Genomic DNA, 11,671 nt, shown 5'->3' on the forward strand with positions numbered 1-11,671 from the left:
CCCTTTAAAACTTTAGAAATTTTTAATTATTTTATTTACAAATCGCTTTTAAATAGATAAAACAAGAGATAGTTTTCAAAATATCACTATTTTTTCTCTTTTTAGAATTTCGCAAACGAATTTTGGCTAAAATCAAGCAAAATTTTAAAACTAACGAGGATAAAAATGCAAAATTTAGATATAAGAAAGGCATATCTTGATTTTTTTAAATCAAAAGGTCACGAAGTCGTAGCTTCTGCGCCGCTCGTGCCAAACGATGCAACACTTCTTTTTACAAACGCTGGCATGGTGCCATTTAAGAGCATCTTCACAGGCGAAGTGCCACGCCCAACACCACCTATCCGCACTAGCTGTCAGACCTGCATAAGAGCTGGAGGTAAGCACAACGACCTTGATAACGTTGGCTACACAGCGCGTCACCACACATTTTTTGAGATGCTTGGCAACTTTAGCTTTGGCGAATACTTCAAAAAAGAGGCGATCTCTTACGCTTGGGAATTTGTCACAGAGGTGCTAAAACTACCAAAAGATAAGCTTTATGTAACCGTTCACGAAAGCGACGATGAGGCGTTTGAAATTTGGAGCACTCACATCGCAAAAGAGAGAATTTACCGCTTTGGCGACCATGATAACTTCTGGCAAATGGGCGATACTGGACCATGCGGCCCTTGCAGTGAAATTTTTTACGATCAAGGCGCTGAGCACTTTAACACACCTGAAGACTACATGGGCGGAGATGGCGATAGATTTTTAGAGATCTGGAACCTTGTTTTCATGCAGTATGAAAGAAGTGCTGACGGCAAGCTAAGCCCACTACCAAAGCCAAGCATTGATACAGGTATGGGACTTGAGCGCGTTACTGCTATCTTGCAAGGCAAATTTAGCAACTACGACAGCACACTTTTTATGCCACTCATCAATGAAGTAGCAAAGCTTTGTGGCAAGCAATACGTCTATGAAAGTGGCGCTAGCTACCGCGTCATAAGCGATCACATTCGCTCGGTCACATTTTTGCTAGCTCAAGGCACGACATTTGATAAAGAAGGCCGTGGCTACGTGCTTCGCCGTATCTTACGCCGTGCGATCCGCCATGGATATTTACTAGGCATAAAAGAGCCGTTTATGTATAAGCTTGTCGATAAAGTTTGCGAGCTTATGGGCGGACACTACACCTATCTAAACGATAAAAAAGCGGCTGTAAAAGAGCAGATCAAGCTTGAAGAAGAGAGATTTTTAGCAACAATCGCTAGTGGTTTAGAGCTATTTGAGAGCGAGCTTAAAAATACAAAAGAAATTTTTAGCGGAGAGGCTGCTTTTAAACTTTATGATACATTTGGCTTCCCACTTGACCTAACAGCTGATATGCTTAGAGAAAAGGGCTTAAAAGTCGATGAGGCAAGGTTTGATGAGCTTATGAGCGAGCAAAAAGCACGTGCAAAAGCTGCTTGGAAAGGCAGTGGCGACAAGAGCGCGAAGGGCGATTTTAAAGAGCTACTTGAGAAATTTGGCGAGAATAAATTTATAGGCTACGAAGAGCTTAAGAGTAAAAGTAAAATTTTAGCCTTGCTTGATGAGGAATTTAAAAATATAGATAGCCTAGACGCTGGCAAAGAGGGCTGGGTGATGTTTGACGTCACTCCATTTTACGCTCAAAGTGGCGGTCAGTGCGGCGATAGCGGTAAGATAGTAGGCAAAGCAAATGTGCTTGATACGCAAAAATTTCATGGGCTAAATTTATCTTTAGTAAAAACTAGCGCGGCACTAAAAGTTGGCGACGAAGTTGAGCTTGAAGTGGGCAGTGATAGAGCCCAGACTGCGCGACATCACAGTGCTACGCACTTGCTTCACGCAGCCCTTAGAAGCGTGCTTGGCACACACATCGCTCAAGCTGGCTCAAATGTCGAGGCAGATAGGCTAAGATTTGACTTCTCTCATCCAAAGGCGCTTACTAGCGAAGAAATTTCAAAGGTCGAAAACCTTGTAAATGAGTGGATCTTAAACGGCGCACATGCAAAAACACAGGTTATGGAGCTTGAAGAGGCTAAAAAAAGCGGAGCGATCGCGCTATTTAACGAAAAATATGCCGACAAAGTAAGAGTTGTGAGCTTTGGCGACGTCAGCAAAGAGCTTTGCGGCGGCACACACGTAAAAAATATAGATGAGATCGGATCGTTTTTCATCACAAAAGAGAGCGGTGTAAGTGCTGGCGTTAGGCGTATAGAGGCTGTTTGCTCAAGGGCTGCGCTAAATTTAGCAAAGTCATTTAGAGCTGAGCTTGAAGAGCTAAAAGATGAGCTAAAAAGCGCAGAGCCACTAAATGCCGTTAAAAAGCTAAAAGGCGAGATAAAAGGTTTAAAAGATAAGCTAAAAAACGCTAAAAGCTCTGGGGAGCTAGCCTTTATAAATATAAATGATACCAAGCTTTGTGTGACACACATCGATGGTGGCGACATAAAAACTTTGATAGATGAGTTTAAAAATGGGCATGAAAAGGCTGCTATTTTGCTGATCCAAACAGATGAAGATGGCAAAATTTCTCTTGCAGCTGGCGTGAAAAATGCTCCATTAAAAGCTGGTGCTTGGGTTAAATTTGCAGCGCAAATCCTAGGCGGCAATGGCGGCGGCAAAGACGACTTTGCAACAGCTGGTGGCAAAAATGCTCTAGCTATCGAAGACGCCATAAAAAGCTCACTTGAGTATGCAAGGCAAGCTTTAGAAAAATGATTCATCAAGAGATCGCTTTTTTTAAATTTGATCAACTAATCATCTTCTTGCACATTAGTTTCGTAGCTCTTTTTATAGGGCTACAAGCTGGTTTGGTGCTTACTGGAAGCTATTTTATAAAAAATAAATTTGAAGATAAAGAGCGCTATCACATCTTGCTTCACATCATAAGGCGCTTTGGACTAGCCATCTTTGCGCTAGTTCTTGGCATCGCACTAACTAGCTTGATAATGATCTTTTACTTTGATGATGGCAAAATGCAAAATCCAATGACAAGTGCGATAGTAGCGACCAAATGGGCGATAGAGCTATTTTTACTCTTAAATTTAAGCTACATCTTTTATAGATACAAAAAGGCTTTAAAAACTCTAAGATCGCACGAGGTGATCGAGCTAAACGAAAGCCTAATCGTCATCATCTACTACTTCACGCCGCTAAATTTACTAGCCTCGCTTGCGGCTGTCTATCTTGGCGTGAGCTATAGGGGCTTTTGATGATCACTCTTGCTTCTAGCTCGCCAACAAGGGCAAATTTACTAAAAAATGCTGGGATAGAATTTAAACAAATTTCTTGCAGCTTTGATGAGAGCATGATAGCAAAGAGCCTAAAACCTGAAATTTACGTCCAAAACGTCGTAAAAGCTAAAAAAGAGCAGTTTTTAAAGTCAAATGGAGGGCTTTTAAATTTACTCTTTGCAGATAGCTGCGTGGCGTGTGGGGATAAAATTTTAGGCAAGGCAAAGGATGCAAAAGAAGCACTTGCTATGCTAAATTTACAAAGCGGTAATGAGTGTAGCGTCTATACGGCGATGATATTTTTAGGCGAATTTGAGCTTATAAATGTGAGCAAGACCACATATAAATTTGCTAAATTTAGCGAGCAAGATCTAAAAAGCTACCTAGAAAGTGGCGAGTGGCAAGGCAAAGCTGGAGCCATGACGATAGAAAATTTTAATAAAAAATACATCATCTCCCAGCACGGCGAGACAAGCACGGCAATGGGGCTAAATTTAAAAATATTAAAGGCATTTTTATGAAATACATCTTGGCATTTATCTTTGTAGTTGCCGTCGCACTTGGTGGAGCGTTTTTATACTTTTATTCGCAGGTGAGATTTGACGCTTACACCATCATCGACTACAAGCCAAAGCTTGCGACACAAATTTTTGATAGAAACAACGAGCTCATCGCAAATATATTTGAAGAAAATAGAATTTACGTCAAATATAACGACATTCCGCCACGTGTCATCGAAGCGCTCGTGGCTATCGAGGATACGAGCTACTTTGAGCATGGCGGTATCAACGTAGAAGCCATGGCAAGAGCTGCGATAAAGGACATCAAAGCTAGAAAGCTGGTAGAAGGCGCATCTACGCTAACTCAGCAGCTCATAAAAAACCTAGCCCTAAGCCGCGAGAAGAAATTTACAAGAAAGATAAAAGAGGTCGTGCTTGCTATGAAGCTTGAAAGCGAGCTTAGCAAAGAGGACATCATCGAAAGATACCTAAATCACGTATATTTTGGGCACGGCTACTACGGCATCAAAACGGCTGCGGAGGGCTACTTTAGAAAAGAGCTAAATGAGCTAAGTATAAAAGAGATAGCGATGCTAGTTGGCATGCCAAAAGCGCCAAGCACTTATGATCCTACAAAGCACCTCGACCTCTCGCTTAGCCGCGCAAACAGGGTCCTTGAGAGGATGTATAGCATCGGCTGGATAAACGAGGACGAATACCGCAAGGGCGTGCTTGAAGAGCCAGCAGTCTTTGACGATACGCTCACACGCAATAAAGCCCCTTACGTGGTCGATGAGATCATAAAAGAGGCTTCAAAGAAATTTGATGATATAAAAACTGGCGGCTACAAGATACAAAGCACAGTCGATCTAAACGTGCAAAAGATCGCTCAAGACGCTCTAGTCTATGGCTACAATGAAATTTTAAAAAGAGATAAAAAGGCAAATCCAGAGATGCTAAATGGCGCTATCGTCGTCACTCATCCACAAAGCGGACAAATTTTAGCTCTAATTGGCGGCATCGACTACGCAAAAAGTAGCTACAACCGCGCCACTCAGAGTAAGCGCCAGCCAGGATCAAGCATTAAGCCATTTATCTATCAAATAGCCCTTGATAGCGGCTACTCTGTCGTCTCTCAAGTAGCTGACATCGCTAAGACGTTTGACATGGGCAATGGCAAAGAATGGACGCCAAAAAACTATAGCGGCGGCTTTCAGGGCTACATCACGATAAAATCAGCCTTAACCCAGTCTCGCAACCTAGCAACCATAAATTTACTAAACGATCTTGGTCTTAGCTCAGTTCGCAAACAGCTTACGGATATGGGCTTTAGCGACATCCCTGAAAATTTATCAATCGCACTTGGTAGCTTTGGAATTTCACCACTTGACTTTGCGAAATTTTACTCGATGTTTCCAAACGATGGCGAAGTGGTCGAGCCTACGCTCATTAAGCATATAGAAAATAGCTTTGGTGCGTCGATGGATTATGAGCCACAAAAGAAGCAGGTGCTAAAACCTGAGCAGGCATTTTTGATGACTACCTTACTTCAAAATGTCGTAAATAACGGCACCGGACGCAACGCAAAGGTAAATGGCATCCAAATCGCTGGTAAAACTGGCACGTCAAATAACAGCATCGATGCTTGGTTTTGCGGCTATTCGCCTGATATCGAGGCCATCATCTGGTACGGAAACGACGATAACAGCCCTATGAAAAAGGTCGAGGGCGGCAGCAGGACAGCTGCACCGGTCTTTAAGAAATTTATGGAGGGCTACATCAAGCTCTATCCTACTCTAAGACGCGCGTTTGAGCAGCCTGATGGCGTTTATAAAGGATACTATAACGGCGCTGATGAGTACTACACAAACGACTCGCCGTTGCCGCAAAATACGCCGACAAATGACATCATTCAAGATCAAGAAAACGATGGATTATTATTTTAGGAGATAAGATGAAAAGATTAAAAATTTTACTTTGTCTAGCGCTTGCAAGCCTTGCATACGGCGCTGATCTAAACACAGCTAGCAAGAGCGAGCTAATGAGCCTTGGGCTAAACAAAAGCCAGGCGCTAAACGTCATAAAGTATAGAAAAGCTCATAAATTTACAAGTGTCGAGGAGCTTGAGAAGGTTCAAGGCATCGGCTTTAACGACATGCAAAAGGTCAAAGAAAAGCTTAGTGTAAAAGATAGCCAAAAGGCGAAAAAGGCTGAGCCTGAAAAGAAGTCAAAAAACAAGAAGCTAAAAAGCAAGAAAAAGAAAAAATAGTTTTTCTCTTCTAAATTTCTAGCCATTTACATTTTAGCTCTATCATCACGCCCCTGAAAGAAGGTGGCTAGAAATGCTAAACATCGACAAAATAAGACATATAAGCTTTGTTAAATTTTTAATTTTATTTGTAGCTTATATGTTTTTCATAAACTACATATTTTTATTTAAGGGCGTATTTTTAGGGTTTTTATCGAGCGACACTTTATCTTTTTCTATACTGCTTTTTGCTCTACTTGGCATATTTTTTCTTTTGCTCTTTGCTGGAGTTTTTTGCATTTTGCTTGTGCCATTTTTACTAAAACCTCTTGCTATCTTTCTCATCATGATTAGCAGCATCTGCCTACTTTATGCAAGCTTACGGCGTCATTATAGACAAAGACATGCTATTAAACGTCTTGCATATATGTAGCGCTTATAGAGATTAGCTATGGAGGTTTTAAAAGTGTGCTTAGATCAAGAGTAAAAATAGCCCTTAGCACTTTGGCAAGTGCAGCTATAATCTTTGCTCTCATGTCTAAAATTTTTATACCATTTTTTAGAGAGCTACAACGCCTCAAGCGTTTTACTCCCATACTATCCTATCTACTCTGGCATAAGATTAGCAAAGTCTTTACTGCAAAAACCGCTGCCTTTTACCTACGTGGCAGATGACGCAACTCTTACTAACGATAAAAAGAAAATTTTAGTTTTGATAGTTGGCGAGACACAAAGGAGCAAAAACTACTCGCTAAATGGCTACGCTAAAAACGATACAAACAAATTCACCAAGCAAAAAGATGTGGTAAGTTTTACAAATTTTTACTCATGCGGGACTGCCACAGAGACTAGTGTGCCTTGCCTATTTTCAGACTTAAAGCGAGAAAATTTTAGCAACCGCGAAGCCAAAGCTCGTGAAAATTTAGTTGATATCATCAACAAACTTGGCATAAAAACATACTTTTTTGGCAACAATAGTGGCGGATGCGAAAAAAAAGGAGTAGTGGTTTGCGACAATCTTGATCAAAACCACACTTCAGAGCACAGAGCAGCTGGCTTTGAAGAAGTGATATTTGATGAGGCAAAAAAGGTCATAAAAGATGCAAATTCCACTACATTTATCGTGCTACATTTGCAAGGCTCACATGGTCCTATCTACTACAAAGGCTATCCAAGTAAATTTAAAAAATTTACCCAAACATGCGACACTGCCGAGCTAAACAAATGCACGCCAGATGAGATAGCAAACACCTATGACAACACCATTTTATATGAGGACTATCTACAAAGCGAGCTGATAAATGCCCTTGAAGCAAGAAAAGATAAATTTGAGGTTGCCATGTTCTTTTTCTCAGATCACGGAGAGAGCCTAGGCGAAAATGGCATATATTTACATGGCCTTCCTTACTCCATCGCTCCAGATGAGCAAAAACACATCCCAGCCATCATCTTTTCAAGCGATAGCGAGCTTTTAAAAAGGCTAAAAGCTAGAAAAGACGAAAGTCTTTCGCATGATTTTATCTTTAGCTCAGTTCTTGGATATTTTGGGGTAAAAACTAAGGCTTACGAGCCAGAATTTGATATCTTTAGGGAGTAAATTTAAAAGCCAGCCTAGGCAAAGCCTGAAGCTGGCCGCAAATTTAAAAGCTGATCTCTTTTATATCAGCTACCTTTAGTATCTCGCTATAAATTTGACCGATGATCGCGACGCGGTTATTTCGCACTTTCTCGTTTTCAACATTTATCATAACTTTGTCAAAAAACTCATCGATCTGCGGTTTTAGAGCAAATAGCGCTTTTAGCCTTGGCTCGTATGCCAAGCTCTTATCGACAGCTTTAAATGCATCATTTAAAGCCTTTTCAGCATCTATCTCAAAGAGGCTCTCATCGACCTTGCTAAATTTATCATCTTTTATGATGTTTGCAAGGCGCTTAAATGTCGAGAAATTCTCTCTAAAATTTGGCTCGCTTGAAATTTTAGCAAGTGCCTCTATCATCTTAGTTAGCTCTAAGATGTCCTTTTCGCCGCTTTTTATGCACGCTTTTACGATAGAAGCGTTTGCGTCAAAGAAGGTGTAGAGCCTATCAAGGATGAAATTTATAAGCACTTCAACGTCAAATTTCTTATAATCTTTTGCGATATCTTCTAAAATTTCTTTTACGTTAAATTTCAAATTATGCGCCAAAACGATCTTTATCACGCCATTTGCCGCACGTCTTAAAGCGTATGGGTCCTTGGTGCCGCTTGGTATTTTGCCGATGCTAAAGAGCCCCATTAGCGTATCAAGCTTATTTGAAAGCGCCACAACTGAGCTAAAGACCTTGCTTGGGCACTGCGCCTCCTCGCCGTCTGGCAGATACTGCTCTTTAATGGCTAGAACGACGTTTTCATCTTCGTTTTTAGCCTTTGCGTAGTAAGCACCCATGATGCCTTGAAGCTCGGTAAATTCATAAACCATCTGCGTTGTAAGGTCAGCCTTACTTAGCATCACAGCTCGCTCTAGCTTGCTCCCGTACTCGCCAGCCTCTTTTTTAAGTAGCTCATCATAGTTGCTAGCTAGTTTTTTAGCCACTTTTAGCTCTCTAAGCTCTTTTTCGTAGATGCTTCCAAGCTCTTTTAGGTAGGTTATATTTTTTAGTTTTTCTGGGCTAAATTCGGCCTTAAGGTCGCTTTGCCAAAAGAACATCGCGTCGCTCAGCCTTGCTCTTAGCACCTTTTCATTGCCTTTGATGATAAGCGAATAGTCCTGTGTAATGGCGTTACTAACGACAATAAAGCCATTTGCTAGCTTGCCATCTTTAAAGACTGGAAAGTAGCGCTGATTTTCTTTCATCGATGTGATGATGACCTCGCTTGGCACCTCCAAAAACTCCTCTTCAAACGAGCCAAGAAGCGCCGTTGGATACTCGGTGATAGACACGACTTCAGCTAGCAGCTCTTTATCTATCTCGATCTTTAGCCCACTTTTTTGGCTAATCTTTTCAAACTCATCAAGGATTATTTTTTCTCTCTCATCCGCTTCAAGCACGACGCCACGGCTCTTTGAGCCATCAAAATACTCTTTTATATTTGAAATTTTTATCTTATCGTAGCTGATGCTTCTGTGAGGATAGGTAGAGTTACTGCTCTCTACGCCAAATTTGTTAAATTTAATGACCTCATCGCCCAGCAAGCACAAAAACGATCTTATCGGACGGATAAACTCAAATTCGCCGTTGCCCCAGCGCATAGACTTACCAAAGCTAAGGCTCTTTAAAAACTCCTCGACCATGTCGCCCATTATCTTAGCAACCGGCTCGCCCTTTACATCTTTTTCATAGTAAAGTACCTCTTTGCCGTCTATCTCTTTAAATTTAAGCTCGCTCTCATCTATGCCACATTTATTTGCAAAGCTAAGCGCAGCCTTTGTAAAAGCTCCGTCTTTTAGCGCTACTTGCTTTGGCGCGCCAACGAAGCTAGCCACGCTATCTGGCTGAGCTAATGGGAATTTCTCATGGAAAAAGACCAAACGGCGCGGCGTGTAGTAAAATTTAAACTCGCTTTTGATGTTATATTTTTCAAGCACAGCCTGCCATTTAGCGTTGATGTTTGGCAGCTCCCTTAAAAATGGTATCGCTGGGAGCTCCTCGACTCCGATCTCTAGTAACAACTCTTTCATATCTCACTCTTTTTATTAAAATTTTCTCTTTTTTCTCTTATCATCTCTCTTGCTTTCTCCTTCTCTTGCGCCTGCAAAATAACGCCTCTTATCATAAATATCACAAACAAAACAAACGCTGCGATCATAAAAATATCTAAAATTTGCACCATCTACTCCACAACGATCTCTTTTTCGTTTTTATAAATTTTCACCCTCGCCCGCTCAAAGCCTTGCACGCCATCTTTTAGCCTTTTTTTGCTATAAACTCTGATCTTGCCATGTGGCGTATGCAAGTAGCCGCCCTCTAGCTTGCCTGAAATTTTAGCGATCACATCGCCGCTTCTTGCAATGCCTAACTTTGAGCTATCAAGTAAATTTTCGCTCACATCTTTTGTGCCATGCTCATTTATGATCTCATAAGAGCTTACTTCAAGCGCCTCTTTGTAAAATTTCACTCGCCTGATCAAAATGTCAAGCTCATCGCCCACACCGACGCTATTTTTAGGGTCATATACGTAAATTCCACGGCGATTTTTTGAGATGATAAAGCCATGCTTATCTTTTAAGATGACAACAACTCGCTCCACAAGTGCTGGCACATCCTCAGGATGCTCAAAAAGCGTCTCCATGTCAGCTTTTTTGTAGTTTTGATCATCTACTTTTTTAGCTTCTTTTTTTAAATTTTCGTTTGATTTAGCAGGACTTGGTTTAGTTGAGATTTTAAATTTAAGTGCAAAATGGTCTGAATAAAGATCACTCTTTGCAAAGCCATGCTCATCAACCACAAAGCTTGGCTTAAAGACCTCAAAACTGCCATCAACGTAGCTTAGATCGCCATTTGCCATAAAGCTAGGCGAGAGCAAAACGTGGTCAATGGCCCGCTTTTTGCCATGGACTGCATGAGAGTATCTATCTTTTGGGGCTAAAAAGCTATAAAGATCGTAAAATCCACGAGTTGCAATGATATCATTTAGGATGGATTTTTGCCCATAAGGTGAGTTAAAATCGCCCAAAACTATGGCATTTTGCTCGTTACCTAGAGCTGCCCTTAGTGTTCTTTCGGCCTTTTTTTGCATATTTATGCCGTTTTTGTAAGCCGGGAAGTGATTGACAAAAACGCTAAATTTCTTACCCTCCACCTCAAAAACGACCTTTAAAATGTTTCTAGTTTTTACATTTGGTACTTCAAAAATTTCACTGCCATTTGGCTTTATTTTTGACACAAGAGCTAGTCCGACTGGAGAGTTTTTTGCCTTGCTAAAGGCTATAAATTTATACTCACTGCCATCAACCAAAGCCCTTAAAACCTGCTCGTTTTCAACCTCTTCAAGTGCGATGATGTCGGTATCTATGGCGTCTATGACCTGCCTTGTTCTTTTTAGTTTTGAGCTAGCCGCCTCGCAGTCCCACTTTGAAGTGCCAGATTTAAAGTCAGGATATTCGCTGCCATCATCCTTGCAGTCAAATAAATTTTGCACATTATAAGTTGCGATGCTTATCTCGCTAGCAAACGCCATAAAAACGGCAAAAACTAATGCAAAGAGCGCTCTCAAACCTCGCTCCTAAAGTCAAATTTAGAGATGTTTTGCCTGATCGCCTCATACGCGATGATGCCAGCACTCATGGCTAAATTTAAGCTCCTGCCCTCTTTTCCCATCGGGATCGTTATGGCATTTTTAAAATTTATATCCATAAATTCTCTTGGTAGCCCTGTGCTCTCTCCGCCAAAAAATATAAAATCTCCTGGCTCAAATTTAGCGTCGTAGTAAAGCCTATTTGTCTTAGTCGTAGCAAAGAAAAATCGCTCTTTGTGGCTTAAATTTGCCTGTAAAAATTCATTCAAACTCTCCCAAATTTTTGGATCTAAAATTTTCCAATAATCAAGCCCTGCTCGTCTAACCGCCTTTTCGCTCAGGTCAAACACGGTTGGCTTAACGATATGTAGCTTTAAATTTGCATTTACACACATTCTGCCGATAGCTCCAGTGTTTTGCGGTATCTGAGGATGGACTAGGACTATGTTAAACATAACTTTATTTTTGC

At 41.1% G+C, this 11,671-nt stretch carries 12 protein-coding genes; 7 read left to right on the top strand and 5 right to left on the bottom strand.

Annotated features, from left to right (window positions below):
* Positions 1-165 precede the first annotated feature (165 nt).
* From alaS to F3G76_RS02355, 5 genes are read left to right on the top strand one after another with little or no spacing between them, the layout of a single operon-like run.
* Entirely contained in the window at positions 166-2,724 is a 2,559-nt protein-coding gene (alaS, locus tag F3G76_RS02335; protein WP_149705805.1) for an alanine--tRNA ligase, read from the top strand.
* Positions 2,721-3,218: a 3-isopropylmalate dehydratase gene (locus F3G76_RS02340; protein ID WP_149705806.1), complete on the top strand. Its 498-nt coding sequence runs from the start codon at positions 2,721-2,723 to the stop codon at positions 3,216-3,218. The genes alaS and F3G76_RS02340 overlap by 4 nt, the downstream gene beginning before the upstream one ends.
* Positions 3,218-3,760: a septum formation inhibitor Maf gene (gene maf, locus F3G76_RS02345; protein WP_149705807.1), complete on the top strand. Its 543-nt coding sequence runs from the start codon at positions 3,218-3,220 to the stop codon at positions 3,758-3,760. Before F3G76_RS02340 ends, maf begins: the two co-directional genes overlap by 1 nt.
* On the top strand, positions 3,757-5,685 hold the full coding sequence (locus tag F3G76_RS02350; RefSeq protein ID WP_149705808.1) for a transglycosylase domain-containing protein: 1,929 nt from the start codon (positions 3,757-3,759) through the stop codon (positions 5,683-5,685). Before maf ends, F3G76_RS02350 begins: the two co-directional genes overlap by 4 nt.
* 8 nt (positions 5,686-5,693) lie before the next feature.
* Positions 5,694-6,008 (top strand): helix-hairpin-helix domain-containing protein, encoded by a 315-nt coding sequence (locus tag F3G76_RS02355; protein ID WP_149700578.1) that lies wholly within the window; start codon positions 5,694-5,696, stop codon positions 6,006-6,008.
* 153 nt (positions 6,009-6,161) lie between these two features.
* Here F3G76_RS02355 and F3G76_RS10675 read toward each other — a convergent pair whose 3' ends face one another.
* Positions 6,162-6,347, bottom strand: coding sequence for a hypothetical protein (locus F3G76_RS10675; RefSeq protein WP_223227395.1), 186 nt, complete (start codon positions 6,345-6,347; stop codon positions 6,162-6,164).
* A gap of 11 nt (positions 6,348-6,358) precedes the next feature.
* Between F3G76_RS10675 and F3G76_RS10680 the strand changes: the two genes are divergently transcribed.
* Positions 6,359-6,436, top strand: a complete 78-nt coding sequence (locus tag F3G76_RS10680) for a DUF1705 domain-containing protein (protein ID WP_223227417.1) — start codon at positions 6,359-6,361, stop codon at positions 6,434-6,436.
* 77 nt (positions 6,437-6,513) lie between these two features.
* Positions 6,514-7,584, top strand: a complete 1,071-nt coding sequence (locus F3G76_RS02360) for a phosphoethanolamine transferase (RefSeq protein ID WP_223227396.1) — start codon at positions 6,514-6,516, stop codon at positions 7,582-7,584.
* 43 nt (positions 7,585-7,627) lie between these two features.
* Here F3G76_RS02360 and glyS read toward each other — a convergent pair whose 3' ends face one another.
* From glyS to F3G76_RS02375, 4 genes are read right to left on the bottom strand one after another with little or no spacing between them, the layout of a single operon-like run.
* Entirely contained in the window at positions 7,628-9,646 is a 2,019-nt protein-coding gene (gene glyS, locus F3G76_RS02365) for a glycine--tRNA ligase subunit beta (protein WP_149705809.1), read from the bottom strand.
* Positions 9,643-9,795: a hypothetical protein gene (locus F3G76_RS10415; protein ID WP_162141910.1), complete on the bottom strand. Its 153-nt coding sequence runs from the start codon at positions 9,793-9,795 to the stop codon at positions 9,643-9,645. The genes glyS and F3G76_RS10415 overlap by 4 nt, the downstream gene beginning before the upstream one ends.
* Before the next feature lie 3 nt (positions 9,796-9,798).
* Entirely contained in the window at positions 9,799-11,181 is a 1,383-nt protein-coding gene (locus F3G76_RS02370) for an endonuclease/exonuclease/phosphatase family protein (RefSeq protein WP_149705810.1), read from the bottom strand.
* Positions 11,178-11,657 carry a tRNA (cytidine(34)-2'-O)-methyltransferase gene (locus tag F3G76_RS02375; RefSeq protein WP_149705811.1) on the bottom strand — a complete coding sequence of 160 codons (480 nt, stop codon included), beginning with the start codon at positions 11,655-11,657 and terminating at the stop codon, positions 11,178-11,180. The genes F3G76_RS02370 and F3G76_RS02375 overlap by 4 nt, the downstream gene beginning before the upstream one ends.
* Positions 11,658-11,671 lie beyond the last annotated feature (14 nt).

The organism is Campylobacter concisus (assembly GCF_902460575.1).
GTDB classification, from domain to species: domain Bacteria; phylum Campylobacterota; class Campylobacteria; order Campylobacterales; family Campylobacteraceae; genus Campylobacter_A; species Campylobacter_A concisus_AW.

Bases quoted from the DNA above. Each gene is read 5' to 3' on its own strand.
- F3G76_RS02340 (WP_149705806.1), top strand. From the start codon at position 2,721: ATGATTCATCAAGAGATCGCTTTTTTTAAATTTGATCAACTAATCATC.
- maf (WP_149705807.1), top strand. From the start codon at position 3,218: ATGATCACTCTTGCTTCTAGCTCGCCAACAAGGGCAAATTTACTAAAA.
- F3G76_RS02355 (WP_149700578.1), top strand. From the start codon at position 5,694: ATGAAAAGATTAAAAATTTTACTTTGTCTAGCGCTTGCAAGCCTTGCA.
- F3G76_RS10675 (WP_223227395.1), bottom strand. From the start codon at position 6,347: ATGCTGCTAATCATGATGAGAAAGATAGCAAGAGGTTTTAGTAAAAAT.
- alaS (WP_149705805.1), top strand. From the start codon at position 166: ATGCAAAATTTAGATATAAGAAAGGCATATCTTGATTTTTTTAAATCA.
- F3G76_RS02375 (WP_149705811.1), bottom strand. From the start codon at position 11,657: ATGTTTAACATAGTCCTAGTCCATCCTCAGATACCGCAAAACACTGGA.
- glyS (WP_149705809.1), bottom strand. From the start codon at position 9,646: ATGAAAGAGTTGTTACTAGAGATCGGAGTCGAGGAGCTCCCAGCGATA.
- F3G76_RS10680 (WP_223227417.1), top strand. From the start codon at position 6,359: ATGCAAGCTTACGGCGTCATTATAGACAAAGACATGCTATTAAACGTC.
- F3G76_RS02350 (WP_149705808.1), top strand. From the start codon at position 3,757: ATGAAATACATCTTGGCATTTATCTTTGTAGTTGCCGTCGCACTTGGT.